The sequence below is a fragment of the Acinetobacter sp. YH12205 genome, assembly GCF_013418125.1.
GTDB lineage: Bacteria > Pseudomonadota > Gammaproteobacteria > Pseudomonadales > Moraxellaceae > Acinetobacter > Acinetobacter towneri.
In genome coordinates this window covers 164416-180563 of record NZ_VPCQ01000004.1, presented here as the reverse complement: position 1 = coordinate 180563, position 16148 = coordinate 164416, and the positions used below count along the sequence as shown (strand labels likewise).

At 41.9% G+C, this 16148-nt stretch carries 10 protein-coding genes; 1 reads left to right on the top strand and 9 read right to left on the bottom strand.

Annotation, left to right across the window (positions count from 1 at the left end):
- Nucleotides 1-262 precede the first annotated feature (262 nt).
- Nucleotides 263-1519, top strand: coding sequence for a poly-beta-1,6-N-acetyl-D-glucosamine N-deacetylase PgaB (pgaB, locus tag FTU92_RS06985; protein WP_180043621.1), 1257 nt, complete (start codon nucleotides 263-265; stop codon nucleotides 1517-1519).
- Here the strand turns inward: pgaB (FTU92_RS06985) and pgaD are convergent.
- From pgaD to FTU92_RS06940, 9 genes are all read right to left on the bottom strand, one after another.
- The gene (gene pgaD, locus FTU92_RS06980) at nucleotides 1479-2012 is read right to left on the bottom strand and encodes a poly-beta-1,6-N-acetyl-D-glucosamine biosynthesis protein PgaD (protein ID WP_180043619.1); all 534 of its coding nucleotides are present in this window, start codon (nucleotides 2010-2012) and stop codon (nucleotides 1479-1481) included. The two genes, pgaB (FTU92_RS06985) and pgaD, sit on opposite strands and share 41 nt — an antisense overlap.
- Nucleotides 2005-3273 carry a poly-beta-1,6-N-acetyl-D-glucosamine synthase gene (gene pgaC, locus FTU92_RS06975; protein ID WP_180043617.1) on the bottom strand — a complete coding sequence of 423 codons (1269 nt, stop codon included), beginning with the start codon at nucleotides 3271-3273 and terminating at the stop codon, nucleotides 2005-2007. Before pgaC ends, pgaD begins: the two co-directional genes overlap by 8 nt.
- Nucleotides 3274-3277: 4 nt before the next feature.
- Nucleotides 3278-5140, bottom strand: coding sequence for a poly-beta-1,6-N-acetyl-D-glucosamine N-deacetylase PgaB (gene pgaB, locus FTU92_RS06970; RefSeq protein WP_180095970.1), 1863 nt, complete (start codon nucleotides 5138-5140; stop codon nucleotides 3278-3280).
- Complete coding sequence (gene pgaA, locus FTU92_RS06965) at nucleotides 5140-7542, bottom strand: poly-beta-1,6 N-acetyl-D-glucosamine export porin PgaA (RefSeq protein ID WP_180095968.1); 2403 nt, start codon at nucleotides 7540-7542, stop codon at nucleotides 5140-5142. Before pgaA ends, pgaB (FTU92_RS06970) begins: the two co-directional genes overlap by 1 nt.
- 279 nt (nucleotides 7543-7821) lie before the next feature.
- A complete protein-coding gene (sucD, locus tag FTU92_RS06960; protein WP_180095966.1) occupies nucleotides 7822-8715 on the bottom strand; it encodes a succinate--CoA ligase subunit alpha in 894 nt (297 codons plus the stop codon).
- Nucleotides 8716-8726: 11 nt separating this feature from the next.
- Nucleotides 8727-9893 (bottom strand): ADP-forming succinate--CoA ligase subunit beta, encoded by a 1167-nt coding sequence (sucC, locus tag FTU92_RS06955; protein WP_168418044.1) that lies wholly within the window; start codon nucleotides 9891-9893, stop codon nucleotides 8727-8729.
- Between the two features lie 174 nt (nucleotides 9894-10067).
- A complete protein-coding gene (lpdA, locus tag FTU92_RS06950) occupies nucleotides 10068-11501 on the bottom strand; it encodes a dihydrolipoyl dehydrogenase (RefSeq protein WP_004972188.1) in 1434 nt (477 codons plus the stop codon).
- A gap of 60 nt (nucleotides 11502-11561) precedes the next feature.
- Nucleotides 11562-12776 carry a 2-oxoglutarate dehydrogenase complex dihydrolipoyllysine-residue succinyltransferase gene (gene odhB / locus FTU92_RS06945; protein ID WP_180095964.1) on the bottom strand — a complete coding sequence of 405 codons (1215 nt, stop codon included), beginning with the start codon at nucleotides 12774-12776 and terminating at the stop codon, nucleotides 11562-11564.
- A 16-nt stretch (nucleotides 12777-12792) separates the two neighbouring features.
- Nucleotides 12793-15615, bottom strand: a complete 2823-nt coding sequence (locus tag FTU92_RS06940) for a 2-oxoglutarate dehydrogenase E1 component (protein ID WP_180096041.1) — start codon at nucleotides 15613-15615, stop codon at nucleotides 12793-12795.
- Nucleotides 15616-16148 lie beyond the last annotated feature (533 nt).

The following is a 16148-nucleotide window of genomic DNA, read 5'->3' as shown; positions in this document are numbered from 1 at the left end:
TATTCATTCTCAGTTTAGTATACTTACATGCTTTAGGAGCAATCCTAATTTCATAACATTTCTCCGTTATCGAAGCTGTGAAAGCAGATTCGTTTTTCATACGCAATGATCACCCCAATCATTGCGTATTTTTTTATTTGAATCAGCTATTTATACAGCTTGTACAACAATAAAAATAATTTCCCGAGATGCAAAAAATTACTTGAACTATCCGCTATTGTGATTAGAGTAAATCTATTCTGTGCTGCTTGATGAAAGTCTTATGTCTGTATTTCCAAAAAAATTTAGCCAAGCCTTGAACCGAGTATGTCAAATTGGACTATTCAGCCTAACCCTGCCTATGGCGGTACATGCACAAAGCTTACCCGTGATTACTCAACATCCTATTGAAAATGTCCTAAAAAACTTGGAACAACCCGCTACACAACAGACTCAACAAAAAGCAAAACAGATTAAGCCTATTGCGCAAATGCGGATTATGCATATTGATTTAGATTATGTTTTCGATACAGACAAAGCCCAGCAACAACGTAATATTCAAGCCTTGATTCAACGCATTCAAAACATTCGACCAAATACGATTTTTTTACAGGCCTTTGCCGACCCAGATGCCAACGGCTCTGCAGATCAGGTGTATTTCGAAAACCGTTATGTGCCTGTGCGTGACAACTTATTTCCACAGCTACTGCAGCAAATTCGTCAAAACACACAAGTGCAGCACGTCTATGCATGGCTGCCTGTTTTGGCGTGGGAATTGCCGAAAAATCAGCAATTCAATTATGTACAACATCGTCAAGGTGGTCAAAAAGGCTATATTCGCCTTTCACCTTTTGAACAGAAAAACCTAGAAATTATTGTAGATATTTACCGTGATTTCATTCAACACAATCCTGTCGATGGTGTGTTGTACCATGATGATGTGACCTTGTCAGATTATGAAGATTCTTCGGCTTTGGCACGTAAATATTATCAGCAATGGGGGTTTTCACATCGTATTTTTAAAGACCTCAGACATCCCAAACAGGCACGTTTAGCCAAATATAAAACCGCTTATTTAGATCAATTGGCAGCAGGTATTACTCAAGTACTCAAGCAATACCAACCCAATTTATTGGTAGCACGTAATATGTATGCACCTGTGGTCACGCAACCCCAAAGTGAACAATGGTTTGCACAGTCCATGCCAAGTACCTATCGTTATTATGACTACAATGCCATCATGGCCATGCCCTATATGGAGCAAGCCAAAAACCATAAAAAATTCTATTTGGATTTAATTCAGCATGCAAAAAAATACGACCCAAATTTGGATCGTACTATTTTTGAATTACAAACGGTCAATTGGCGCAACCAGCAGAAAATTTCAACTCAAGAATTGCAGCACAGCATCCAACTTTTAGAGCAGCATGGTGTGAAACATATTGGTTATTATCCTGATGACTTTGTTGCACAGCATCCACAAGTCAAACCCATGCAGCTTAGTTTTCAGCTTGAGGCTGAACCTGATTCAGCCCAGTAGCGACAGACGCTACTGGCAAAGTTTGGTTGATGGCGTACTGTTGCAAAACACCGTCTTCGTCATAATGCAAAGTCACATTTTTAGCCTGTTTTAAAGTTTCAATATCTGTAACTTGTAAAGCAAAACTTTTCGCCATGTGTTCCGCAGTCACAGGGATCGGTGCATGACGACGCTCTTTATTACGAAAGCGAATCCAGTTGTAACTTGCCCACACCAACAAGAACAGAATAAAAATGTCGATGGCTAAAGCAATATGCAACAAACTGATCGGGCCATCTGGGCCATTGCCAATAATTAAGTGGTGATAAACGGTATAACCTTCATACCACCACAACAGCAAGGTAATCAGCGGCAAGAACAGCCAAATCCAGACCAGCCATCCTAAAAAGAATAGACCATAGCCCGCACTTTTATTGCGCACATATTTTGGCTCATCAATATATTGAGGAATTTCGAGCTGAGATTCATCCTGAATCATTTCATATTTAGGCATGTTCATCTTCTCCTCTAAAACCACGGTCTGGGCTGACCCAACGCGCACGTTTATTCTTTTTCAGAATGGTTTTAGGCAATGCCACCACTGTCGTCAGCATCATTAAAATCCAGAAAAATAATGGATACCAAATGACCCAAAAGTAGGTTCTGAATGTACGGCTTTTATCGTATTGATGGTCAATACAGAGGCTGACAAAGAACTGAATCAAACAAGTCACACCCAAAACTACACCATACCACTGTGGAAAAATAGTCTGGATGTACCATTCTGTTGGTACAGGAAAAAATAAGCCATACAGATATAACAGGAATATCCCGAAAATTACGTATGCCCAAGTAATACTGATTATGGCTTCAATCGCAATCGGCCACATACGGCGCAAACGCCATTTGAACATCTTACGCACATAGGCAAACAGGACTTCTACCCCACCTTGCGACCAGCGCAGACGCTGCTTCCACAAACCTTTAAAGGTTTCGGGCATATAGATGTAGCACAAAGCTTTCGGCACGTATTGCAAATCCCAGTGGTCAAACTGCAAACGCCAAGATACATCAATATCTTCAGTGATCATGTCATCGCGCCAATAGCCAATGCGGTCTAAAGCGGTTTTACGAAAACCTGCGATCACGCCCGACACAGTAAAAATACGTCCATAGGTACGTTGAGCACGTTTAATTAGACCAATAATTGATGAAAACTCACCAACTTGTAACTTACCTAAAATACTAGAACGGTTAATAATACGTGGATTTCCTGTCACAGCCCCCACACGCGGATAACTGGTCAATTGGTGCATCATCCAGAATACTGCATGCGGATGCAGTAAGGCATCACCATCAATACACACCAAAAACTCATATTGGCTGACCATCGTTCCTGCCCGCAAGGCATAGGCTTTGCCCTGATTTTCAGCCAAATGGACTACACGAAGTTTTGGATATTGTGCTGCCAGTTCATCTAAAATTTCGGCTGTTCTATCGCTACTGCCATCATTGACTGCAATCACTTCAAATAGTGGATATTGCGTCTGCATGGCGTAACGAATAGTCGCACGGACTTGTTCTTCTTCATTAAAACAAGGAATAATGATACTACAGCCTTCCTGACTAGGTTCAGGCAAATCATTTTGACGATATTCGCGCTTAAAATAAAACCAGATTCCGCCTGCAATCCATAACCACGCCATAAACAGCGGATAGAAAAATGCAAAGCCAAAATATAAATCACTCAGATCAAATTGTGCAAAGTTCATCATAATATCAACGTCCTGTTCTGGTCTGGAATAGGTCGCGATATTCCAAAGGGCTTTCGTTTAAACTGAGCGGCGCATAAAGGTGTTGATGAACCTGCTCTCCCATATTCAAATGGTAATTTTCTACTCCTAATTTCTGTATAGACAACTGTCTGAGCGCAGCATAAGCATTTTGATAATGCTGCCATTGATGCGCAGTCGCTTGAGGATTCACTTCAAAAGTCACCATCAAATGCTGTCTTTCTTGTTCATTCAAATGCGCAATTGCATGTTTGAGGTCTGAAAAATGCGATGCAGCTTGAACAGGATCAATGCTGATATAGATAAAATCGGCATGATCTGGAATCAGCTGAACCACTTGTTTTAAGCCTTTAAATGAGGTTTGGTTACCATCTACTTTTAAAGCTGTTTGGTAGTTGTTACTGATATTGGTGTAATATTTAGCCGCTTTTTTAGTCTGGTTTTTAATGTCGATAATCTGCTGCACAGCGGCTTGGCATTCTGCTGTCCATTTCTCTTGCGCCAAAGCACAATTCAGACTAGAGCCTGTATCTAACATTAAACCTTCAATCGAGCTATTATTTTTCACCAAATCTGTAGTGAAGTCTGCCAAGCTATAGCCCTGTTGGGTTTGCAAACTGAGCGGTAACTCGGCATATACGCGATGCCCAACCCGTGTGCGTGCTTGCCACACGGTACGGTTGAGTAAATTCTGCTGCATTTTCAGTTGGCGGTTTGGAAAATACGCAACATCCACCTTGCCATCGGCATTGCTGTCTGCTACCACTTTTAATAACAAGGTATTGGTTTTAAGTGCATTGACCTGATTTAAAAGCTGCCCCAGTTTTTGATCGGCTTGGTCATAACTTACAGCAGCCATATCGGCCAAGTCATAGCGTAAAATACTTTTGCGTTGCTTATACGGCGCACGGGTATAAGTTAAAAATTCACGCATGCCTTCATGAATCACTTCTGGCGTTGGGTTATCCATAATCAAGGCGCGTTGATAGGTCTTTTCTGCATCAGCGAGGGTCAAAACACTCCCCAAACTGAATGACATTGGAAAACCAGCTTCTATTGCAATATCTTCGGTTTCTTTACTCGCTGCACCGTAAGGCCAGAAAATTGCTCGGCTTTCTACACCTAATTCTTTTTCCAGTACCTGTTTAGAGCGTTTTAAATCTGCCAGAATACGTTGCTTATATGCTGCGTCGCTTTCATAGCTTTGGGTTTTTTCATCATACAAACGCGCAATTGCCGCAGGCTGCTTATTTTGTTGCGGATTCGACAAAATACCATAGTGTAAGTTGTCACTGTGCGACACAAACTCGACCAAACCAGAGCGCTGAATTTCACGCATCTGATCCCAGTTCATTAAGTTGCCAGAACCATAAGCCTCATAGGCAGCTTGGGTATTACCATTAATCCAACTGGTTGGAATGGCAAAAACCGCAGGCACTTGGTACAGCTTGAGCAATGGGAAAATTTTGGTATAGCTGCTGAGCGCACCGTCATCTACCGTAATTAATACGGCTTTTTCAGGCAACGGTTTTTTAAACTGACGCGCTTGCCATACATCTTCTAAACGAATTGGCTGCCAGCCATTTTTCTTAATCCACGCTAAAAATTGGGCAAAATTTTTGGTGCTTACCGCATACACATCACGATCACCTCTTTTTTTGACATCATCACGGACATCGTGAAAAGTCAGGGTGACAAACGAATAAGCTTGTTGGTTGTCTATATTGGTTGCAGCTGCGTCAGTTGCATTGGGTTGAGGCTGTGTTGCACTATTAGCAAATGCCGAAGCTGCGCCACCACTGAGCAATGCCAGACACATTGCACTTAAAATACTGATTTGTTTTTTCATTAGAAGCGTCCCTCAAAACCTAAAACTGCATAGGTTTTTTCTTCATCCTCACCATCGTAAGGATGTACTCCCCACCCCACTCCATAATTCAACTTCCAAGTTCTGGAAAGTTGCCATTCATGTCCATAAAAAAAGTTATAAATCGGATCATTTGAATAACCTTTTTGTTGATAGGTACCGACAGTCGCTTCAAAACGCTGATTCAAATGATGCTCATAATTACGCCACGTCATCCAATCGTGCGCTAAGCGCAATTCAAGACTGTGGCTTCGTTCAGGGTTAAAATAATTGGTCGCAATGTTATCGTTTTGACCGTAATAACCTGCAACAGTTGCTGTGGTTAAATGATGCGGAGCTGAATAAATTCGCTGGCTAAAAAATGCCGATGTTTCATGGCGTGTATTGCCATCATCAATATCCGTCAATTGGTATTGCCAGCCTGCTTTGCGTGATTCATTCTGTTGCCAGTTCAAACCAACCAAATACGACTCGCCCTCGTAACCATCCCGAATAGCTTGTAAGGGAATATTTGCCTGCGTATTAAAATTAAGACGATATTGCCAATGATCATTTAAGGCATGCGTCCAATCGAGTTCAACGCCAAAACGGCTATCGTCCACACTATCTGACAACAAAATGCTGGCTGCTTTACGTTGCTTGTTCCACTCTAAACCTAAACCAACTCGCTGATCATCTATTTTCCCTTCTTGGTATTTTGACCAGCGATAAGCATGATCGGCAAACAGACGATAATGATCATTCATCCACGGACTATTAAGACGCGTCCAATGATTCTGTTCATTGCTGCCTTTAAGCTGATTTAAAAGTTGTTGTTGATCAGACTTACTTTCCGACCAAGTACTTGAATGCTGAATCGAAAAATGTTCCCGATCATTCAACTCTTTGCGGCTACGTTGCACCGCAGTATCATCAGGTACGGTTTGGTATAAATATTGATTAATGGCACGCCAACGCTCAATTTCACCCAACATCTGTGCATTTTGCATCTGATTGATTTGCGTGGTTTGGCTAATTGGCGTCATGCCGTTCCATTGAGAAACCGTGTGTTCGGCATCTAAAGGTTTTTCACGCCAACGCTGAATGAGTGCCAAATTATTTTGGAAAGCGACATTGCTAGGTGCATGTTCAACCAAATCTTGAAAATACTGCTCGGCTTTGGCATGTTGATTTCGATAGGCATAATTCAAACCTTTCAAACTCAAATATTCCAAACGATCTGAATGTGTGGTTCGCTCTACACCTTTGGCATCACTATAACTAAAGGTCGGCAGCGTTTTATCCATCTCTTGAATCAGCTGATTGGCCTGTTTAAATTTTTCCTGCTCGATATAGGCATAATACAAACCTGCGTATACCGAATAATCGACATAATTCTTTTCTTTAAACAAACTCAAATACAGCGGTTCAGCCTTAGCAGGTTGTTGCAGTTTCAAATATGCATCGGCAATGGCATGACGTACATAAGCTGGCATCTCTTGCGGATTCATGTTGAGCTGTTGAACTGCAAGCAACACTTCTTTAGAGCGATTACGCTGATTTAGCGCATAGATATATTCATAATAAAAGCGGCGTTGTAAATCTGCTTGTTCTGGCAGTTCCGCAGATAAGGCTTTCATTTCTGCCAATACAGCATCTAAAGGATAAAAGGCTTTTTCGCCCTCATTCCGATAACTGGCAGATTTATAGAACTGCACTGCATTTAAAATTTTCTGTGAAAGTTCTTGTAATTTTGCAGTAAATACTAAATTACTTTGATTCAGTTGATGTTCTTGCATATAAGCTTCAGCACGTGGGGAGTCCCCATTCAGCATAAGTGCTAAAACATATTGTTCTTGCGCGTTGCTGGTCACCTGTTTCGCCAAAGATGCCTCTGCTGCTTGTAAGGCTTCGACTGGCATTTCTAAGAGTCTGTAAACATAAGACAATTGTGCTAAATAATCTGCACTTAGCGTAGCTAGATGGATACTTTTCACGTCTTGACGGGCTTGTTCAATTTGACTAGATTCTGCATGTAATACTGCACGCCAAACTTGCCAAGACTCAGCAGGTTTCAACTGTTGAAACTGTTGCACCAACGCCAAAGCGGCAGGATATTGTTTTAAATCACGCAAAGTTTTAATCGCGCTCACTTGCCCATATTCAGGAAATTGTGCTGCCTGAATAGCGTTCAAGTATGGCAGCTGATGCAGACCAATTTTATTGTGACTATACGCAGTTACAATATAATCTGCTAAAAGCTTTTGATTTTGTGGATATTGCTGCAGCAAGGACTCAAGTTGCTGAAAGCCAGCATCAATTTGCCCTGAACGTATCGCAAGAATGCTTTGTTCACGCAGTTGATCCACACTCTCTTGCGCATAAACCGTTGGAAACAGTGACATGCAAGATAATGCAGACACATAATAGATTGAAAATTTCTTTCTTCTTGTTAACACGCGCTACTCCGCACACAAAATGTAATTAATGTGAAATATTTCGCAATATTATGCCCATCTTTGATAGCAACACTTTTGGCAAAATGTTACCTGCTCACACAATTTATACCAAATCAACTCATAACAAATACTTTATCTTTTAAGTATGGCTAATTTTTCAGCATAAAAAAATCCCCAATATTGGGGATTGAGCGCAGAATAAAATCAAGCTCTTCAAAATTTGACTTATTTAAGCAAATCCTGATCTTTTAAGACTTGCCACATGGTAGAACCCAATTCAGCAGGGCTACGCGTATAAGCAATTCCAGCACGCTCAAAGGCTGCAAATTTTTCTTCCGCAGTGCCTTTACCGCCTGAAATAATTGCACCCGCATGTCCCATACGCTTACCTTTAGGTGCTGTCACTCCTGCAATATAACCCACCACAGGTTTGCTAACATTCGACTGGATATATTCCGCAGCTTCTTCTTCTGCCGTACCACCAATTTCACCAATCATAACAATCGCATCGGTGTCTGGGTCGTCTTGGAACAATTTTAAAGCATCAATTTGGTTCATACCTGGAATTGGGTCACCACCAATCCCGATACAGGTCGATTGCCCTAAACCTAATTTGGTGGTTTGTGCCACAGCTTCATAGGTCAAAGTACCTGAACGTGAAATAATGCCAATTCGTCCTGGTTGATGAATATGCCCTGGCATGATGCCAATTTTACATTCACCTGGTGTAATCACACCTGGGCAGTTTGGTCCCACCAAACGTGTACCATTGCCATTGGTTTCTAAATAACGCTTGGCTTTGAGCATGTCGATGGTTGGCACACCTTCCGTAATCACCACAATCAAACCTACTCCAGAATCGACTGCTTCTACAATCGAATCTAAAACAAACGGTGCAGGCACATAAATCACCGATGCATCTGCACCTGTTTCACGTACAGCTTCTTTCATGGTGTTAAATACAGGTAATTCCAAATGGGTTTGACCACCTTTTCCTGGCGTTACCCCACCCACCACTTTAGTTCCATAATCAAGTGCTTGTGCTGAGTGAAAAGTACCATTTTTACCAGTGAAACCTTGTACCAATACTTTGGTGTCTTTATTAATTAATACGCTCATCCTGATTCTCCTTAAGCTTTCACTGCAGCAACAATTTTTTCTGCGGCATCAGACAAGCCGTTTGCAGAAATAAGTTTTAATCCTGATTCATCGAGTAATTTTGCACCAAGTTCCGAGTTGTTCCCTTCTAGGCGAACCACTACAGGTACTGTCACATTTACTTCCTGAACCGCTGCAATAATTGCTTCCGCAATCATGTCACAACGTACAATTCCACCAAAAATATTAATCAGTACGCCTTTAACCGAGTGATCTGCCAAAATAATTTTAAAGGCTTCAATTACGCGTTCTTTGGTTGCACCACCACCTACATCCAAGAAGTTCGCAGGCTGACCACCATAGAGTTTAATAATATCCATGGTTGCCATCGCCAAACCTGCACCATTCACCATACAACCAATATTGCCTTCTAAAGCAACATAGTTCAGGTCAAATTCTGATGCACGCAATTCACGCTCATTTTCTTGTGACTTATCTCGCAGCGCCAATACCTCAGGTAAACGGTACAACGCATTAGAGTCAATTCCGACTTTAGCATCGACACATAAAATCTCACCATTTTCGCGCACTGAAAGTGGATTAATTTCAAACAATGCAAAATCATTATCAATAAATGCCTGATAAGCCGCAGTCATAATTTTTACAAACTGAGTGATTTGGCTATCTTTTAGTTTTAAGGCGAAAGCAACTTCTCGCGCCTGAAATGGCAATAACCCCACCAATGGATCAACTTCTACTTTAATAATTTTTTCAGGGGTTTCTTCTGCGACTTTTTCAATTTCAACCCCACCTTCGGTAGATGCCATAAAGGTGACACGACGGCTTGAACGATCTACCACAGCACCTAAGTACAATTCGCGTTCTACAGGATAGACATCTTCTGCAACCAAAATACTGTTTACCGGCTGACCATAAGCATCAGTTTGATAAGTGACCAAGCGTGTACCAATAATTTCATTGGCATAGTCTGCAGCTTCCTGTGCAGATTTCACCACTTTTACACCACCCGCTTTACCACGGCCACCCGCATGTACTTGCGCCTTCATTACGGCAAATTTTCCGCCCAGTTGCTCAAAAGCTTGCACAGCTTCTACGGCTGTAGTTGCCAAAATGCCTTCTTGTACTGGCATGCCATATTTTTTTAATAGCGCTTTCGCTTGATACTCATGTAAATTCATTGACTAACCTTTTACTACTTCTTTTATTCAGTTCTCACCACCCGCATCAAATCTGGGTTTGATCTTGGTCTTCCATGGTGGTGCTATTTTCTATGCTCTTTATTTTTAGATGATTATTCCCACAAACACAACCATCAAATGTAAAAAGAGCGGCCTAAGCCGCTCTTTTTAGTGTTATTTGCGTTTACGCTGAATCGCGTGAATCGCACGCCCATCCACCGCTAAAGCAGCTTCATGCACTACTTCAGAGAAAGTTGGATGACCAAATGTCATTAATTGTAAATCTTCAACTGAAGATACAAATTCAAGTGCAATCATACCTTGGTGAACGATGTCAGACGCAGCAGGGCCAATCACGTGCATACCCAATAAACGATCTGTTTTTGCATCTGCAACAAACTTCACGAAACCAGCACCTTCGCCTGCAGCTAAAGCACGACCATTTACCGCGAAACCGAATTGACCAGTTTTCACTTCGTGGCCTTTTTCTTTCGCTTGCTCTTCAGTTAAACCAACCCACGCCGCTTCAGGGTGTGTGTAGATTACTGAAATGATTGTGTCGTAGTTGACTTGTGCAGCATGACCGTGAATACGCTCAACTGCCATTACGCCTTCTTCCATTGCTTTGTGTGCAAGCATTGGACCACGTACCAAGTCACCAATTGCATATACACCTTCAACAGAAGTTGCACACCAATCGTTTACTTCAACCAAACCACGTTCAGTCAGTTTAATACCGCAGTCATCTGCCAATAAACCTTCAGCATAAGCACGACGACCTACACAAACGATCAATTTATCGAAAGTTTGTTCTTTGTCTTCGCCGCCTTGGGTATATTTAACAGTCACTTCACGACCATTAACTTCAGTACCTGAAACTTTCGCACCGATACGGATATCCATACCTTGCTTGGTCAATAGTTTTTGGTAGTCTTTTGCCAAAGCTTTGTCAGCCATTGGTAAGAATGCATCCATTGCTTCAAATACAACAACTTCTGCACCTAGACGACGCCATACTGAACCAAGTTCAAGACCAATTACGCCTGCACCAATCACACCTAAACGCTTAGGCACTTCTGGGAATTCTAATGCACCAGTAGAATCAACAATAATGTCTTGATCTACAGGAGCAACAGGAATATTTACAGGAACTGAACCAGTCGCAAGAATCACATACTTAGGCTCTAAAACTTGAGTTTCGCCTTCATGAGAAACGAACTCAACTTTTTTACCTGCAAGCAATTTACCCGTACCTTTTAACCACTCAACACCGTTACCTTTTAATAACTGATCAATACCGCCAGTTAATTGGTCAACGATTTTGTCTTTACGTGCTAATAGCTTCGCAAGGTCAAACTGTACTTCACCTGTAGTGATACCATGATCAGCCAAGTGATGAACCGTATCTTCATAACGATGTGAAGAATCAAGTAATGCTTTAGATGGGATACAGCCCACGTTTAAGCATGTACCACCCAAAGATGGTTTACCTTTGTGAATACGTTTTTCGATACACGCAACTTTAAAGCCAAGTTGAGCCGCACGAATTGCCGCTTCATAACCACCTGGGCCACCGCCAATAACAACAAGATCAAATTGTTGAGACATTTTTATCTCCAAAAATGGGCTTAGAGGATCGCTCCAAGCCCACTGATTTATTCTTTAGAATTAAAGGTCAAGGATGAGTTTAGCTGGTTCTTCTAACAATTCTTTGATTGTTACAAGGAAACCCACAGCTTCTTTACCATCAATTAAACGGTGGTCATAAGAAAGCGCTAAATACATCATTGGCAAGATTTCTACTTGGCCATTAACCGCCATAGGACGCTCTTGGATTTTGTGCATACCCAAAATTGCAGTTTGTGGCGTATTTAGAATTGGAGTAGATAACAATGAACCGAAAGTACCACCGTTAGTAATGGTGAATGTACCGCCAGTCATGTCTTCAATACCCAACTTACCGTCACGTGCTTTGTAAGCATAGTCACGGATACCGTTTTCTACTTCAGCATAGTTCATACGGTCTGTATCACGTAATACAGGAACCACTAGACCACGGTCAGAAGATACAGCTACACCGATGTCGTAGTAACCGTGATACACGATATCATCGCCATCAATTGAAGCGTTAACAGCAGGATAACGCTTAAGTGCTTCAGTTGCAGCTTTCACAAAGAAAGACATAAAGCCTAAACGTGCACCATGACGTTTTTCAAACGCATCTTTGTATTGTGCACGCATTTCCATGATTGGCTTCATGTTTACTTCGTTAAACGTAGTCAACATTGCAGTTTCTTGAGTCGCAGCAAGTAAACGCTCAGCGACACGCTTACGTAAACGTGTCATAGGAACACGTTTTTCAATACGCTCACCTACCGCAACGCTTAATGGCGCAGCTGCAGCAGCAGGTTTAGCTTGATGATTTGCAACATCTTCTTTAGTGATACGACCACCACGACCTGTACCAGAAACGTCTGCAGCATTGATACCTGTTTCAGTCAACGCTTTACGTACTGCTGGTGCTTGGTCAGCAACTGGTTGTGCACGCTCAACAACTGGCGCAGCGCCTGCTTCAGTTTTCGCCGCAGCTTGCTCTACTTGTGCTTCAGACTGAACTGCTTGAGTTTGAGCAGCGCCAGAAACAGCACCCGCTTCAAATTGAGCAATTACTTCGTCAGAAAGAACTGTATCGCCTTCGTTTTTGATGATTGCAGAGATTGTGCCATCAGCAGGAGCGACTACTTCCAAAACAACTTTATCGGTTTCAATATCACAGATCACCTCATCACGTGAAACTGCTTCACCTGGTTGTTTGTGCCAAGTTGCAATCGTACCGTCTGCAACTGACTCTGGAAATACCGGTGCTTTAATTTCGGTTGCCATTACTTCGAATCTCCTGTTATTCAGCTACGATCGCAAGCGCGTCATTGATGAGCTGAGCTTGTTGTTTTGCATGCAAATATGGTGAACCACACGCTGGTGCTGCAGATGCTTCACGACCCGCATAACTAATGCGAATCTGTTTACCAGTTTTCATTACGTCATCATATAAACGTGGCGCGATGAATAACCAAGCACCTTGGTTCTTCGGCTCTTCTTGAGTCCAAACTAATTCTTTTACGTTTGGATAAGAAGCAAGAACTTCAGCAAGACGTTGTTCTGGATATGGGTACAACTGTTCAATACGAACAATTGCAGTATTGTTCAATTCTAATTCACGACGCTTTTCAAGCAAGTCGTAATACACTTTACCACCACACAATACCAAACGCGTCACGTCTGATTTGTTGATGTTGTCAACTTCATCAATCACAGTCTGGAATGTACCAGTTGCAAGCTCATCAAGGTTAGACACTGCTAACTTGTGACGAAGTAAAGACTTCGGCGACATGATGATCATTGGCTTACGGATTGGACGAATCGCCTGACGACGTAAAGCGTGGAAAATCTGTGCAGGTGTTGTTGGTGTCATCACTTGCATGTTTTCTTCCGCACAAAGCTGTAAGAAACGCTCTAAACGTGCAGATGAGTGCTCAGGACCTTGACCTTCAAAACCGTGTGGAAGAAGCATCGTTAAACCACATACACGCTCCCATTTGGTTTCGCCAGATGAGATGAACTGGTCAATCACCACTTGAGCACAGTTTGCGAAGTCACCAAATTGTGCTTCCCAAATGATCAAGCTCTTTGGAAGGGTCGTTGCATAACCATATTCGAATGCCAATACTGCCATTTCAGACAATAAAGAGTCGTAGATTGCAACACGTGGTTGGTTCTCTTTGATATGGCATAACGGAATATAAGTTTTACCATCGACTTGGTTGTGCAATTTCGCATGACGGTGTGAGAAAGTACCACGACCTACGTCTTCACCAGTCAAACGAACTAAATAGCCTTCATCCAACAAAGTTGCATAAGCTAAAGTTTCAGCTGCACCCCAGTTCAGTGGCATTTCACCTGTTTGCATTTTCAAGCGATCGTCAATCACTTTGGCAACTTGGCGCTGCATCACGAAACCTTCTGGAAGTTTACGCATGGTTTGACCAAGTTCTTTCAAACGCTCAACAGGGAAAGTCGTATCCCAAACGTCTGTATAATCGTGACCTAAGTACGGAGACCAATCTACAAACATTTTGGTATTTGGCTCAAGTACCAACGCATTCGCAACGTGATTACCCGCTTCTAAATCAGAACGGTAGTCTTCAACCATTTGATCTGCCGCAGCACGATCCAACACACCTTCTTGCACCAATTGGTCAGCATATAAAGTACGTGTTGTAGTCTTTTTGTTGATCACTTGATACATCATTGGCTGAGTTGCTGCTGGCTCGTCAGCTTCGTTGTGACCACGACGACGGTAGCAGAACAAATCAATCACAACGTCTTTACGGAATGTATGACGGAAATCGTGTGCCAATTGAGATACAAAAATCACCGCTTCAGGATCATCGCCATTCACGTGGAAAATTGGCGCCTGAATCATTTTTGCAATGTCAGTACAGTATTCAGTAGAACGTGCGTCACGTGGGTCAGATGTTGTGAAACCAACTTGGTTGTTAATCACAATGTGAACTGTACCACCTACGGTATAACCGCGAGTTTGTGACATTTGGAAGGTTTCTTGGTTAACACCTTGACCTGCAAATGCGGCATCACCGTGAACGATTAATGGCAATACATCATCACCACCAATGTCTTTACGACGTACTTGGCGCGCACGTACAGAACCTTCAACCACAGGTCCAACAATTTCTAAGTGCGATGGGTTAAACGCAAGTGCCAAGTGCACTTCACCACCCGGAGTCATCACGTTAGATGAGAAACCTTGGTGATATTTTACGTCGCCAGAACCTTTTTTATGCAAGCTCTTACCTTCGAACTCACCAAATAGGTCTGCAGGGTTTTTACCCATGATGTTCACAAGCAGGTTCAAACGACCACGGTGTGGCATGCCAATCACGACTTCTTTACAGCCAACAGCACCCGCACGTTGAATGATTTCATTCACCATCGGGATAAATGATTCACCGCCTTCTACACCAAAGCGTTTCGCACCAACGTATTTATTACCTAGATATTTTTCTAGACCCTCAGCTGCTGTTAAGCGTTCAAGAACGTGTTTCTTTTGATCTGCAGTAAATGTGAACTTACCACGTGCGCTTTCTAAGCGTTGTTGAATCCAGCGTCTTTCTTTGGTATCAACAATGTGCATGTATTCTGCACCAATTGAACCGCAGTAGATCGCCTGCATGGCATCAACCATTTCGCCTAGTGTTGCTTCAGACTTACCAATTTCCAAATTACCTGTATGGAAAACAGTATCTAAATCAGACTTGGTTAAACCATGTGCAGCAAGATCAAGATCTGGCACGTCTTCACGTTTTGCCAAACCTAGTGGATCTAATTTTGCTTTTTGGTGACCACGGTTACGGTAAGCAGCAATCAGTTGCAACACGCCAATTTGACGTTGTTCATGTTCAGAACTCACTGAACCTTGAACAATGGCTTGAACGCGATTTGAATTACGACCTAATAAAAGGAATTGCTCACGTACATTACTGTGTGGTTGATCACCCTTCGGGAATTTATCGAAATATTCGCGCCAATCAGCACCGACTGATTCCGGTGACGTCAAATAATGCTCGTAAAGTTCTTCAATATACGCTGCACTATCAGCGGAAAGTTCAGTGTCAAGACGCAGTGCGTCAGCAACTTCTTGCATTTGTGGACCCATTTCCTATTGCAAAAACATTTTCCAGGATGCTTTTTAAGCAAAACCCATGATTGATAATGTCAAATTGGTAACATGACATTAGTCCCCAGTTGACATATGTCATGAGGCGTTATCACTACATTAGGAAAACCCAATGTCATTTATGAATCATAACGCCCTCATTGGCATCATCACTCATTTATATACTCGACCCAAGCCGAGCAATTTTTTGCAAAATCGTTTTAGAAAAAATAAGTGCTCAGTCTTAGCTTTTCTAATACGACTTTTCTGCAATAGTCCTGATTTAATAACACATCATTTGCACTTAAAATGTTGATAAAATGTACAAAAATTCAACATTTTTCAGATATAGTCATTTGTTAATCGTAACATGATCTCAGAAATGCAATTGATTTTTTTGACACATACCTCCTATAAATTGGCGAAATACACTGATTCTATTTTCATCTAACATATGGTGCTTTATTTAAAAAACAGATGCAATTTAGACCAAAGTCCAACACCGCTATTTCAGATAAAAT

Excerpts from the sequence above, each read along its gene's own strand:
- pgaA (WP_180095968.1), bottom strand. The coding sequence starts at position 7,542 with ATGTCACTGTTTCCAACGGTTTATGCGCAAGAGAGTGTGGATCAACTG.
- FTU92_RS06940 (WP_180096041.1), bottom strand. The coding sequence starts at position 15,615 with ATGCAAGAAGTTGCTGACGCACTGCGTCTTGACACTGAACTTTCCGCT.
- odhB (WP_180095964.1), bottom strand. The coding sequence starts at position 12,776 with ATGGCAACCGAAATTAAAGCACCGGTATTTCCAGAGTCAGTTGCAGAC.
- sucD (WP_180095966.1), bottom strand. The coding sequence starts at position 8,715 with ATGAGCGTATTAATTAATAAAGACACCAAAGTATTGGTACAAGGTTTC.
- pgaB (WP_180043621.1), top strand. The coding sequence starts at position 263 with ATGTCTGTATTTCCAAAAAAATTTAGCCAAGCCTTGAACCGAGTATGT.
- lpdA (WP_004972188.1), bottom strand. The coding sequence starts at position 11,501 with ATGTCTCAACAATTTGATCTTGTTGTTATTGGCGGTGGCCCAGGTGGT.
- pgaC (WP_180043617.1), bottom strand. The coding sequence starts at position 3,273 with ATGATGAACTTTGCACAATTTGATCTGAGTGATTTATATTTTGGCTTT.
- sucC (WP_168418044.1), bottom strand. The coding sequence starts at position 9,893 with ATGAATTTACATGAGTATCAAGCGAAAGCGCTATTAAAAAAATATGGC.
- pgaD (WP_180043619.1), bottom strand. The coding sequence starts at position 2,012 with ATGCCTAAATATGAAATGATTCAGGATGAATCTCAGCTCGAAATTCCT.
- pgaB (WP_180095970.1), bottom strand. The coding sequence starts at position 5,140 with ATGAAAAAACAAATCAGTATTTTAAGTGCAATGTGTCTGGCATTGCTC.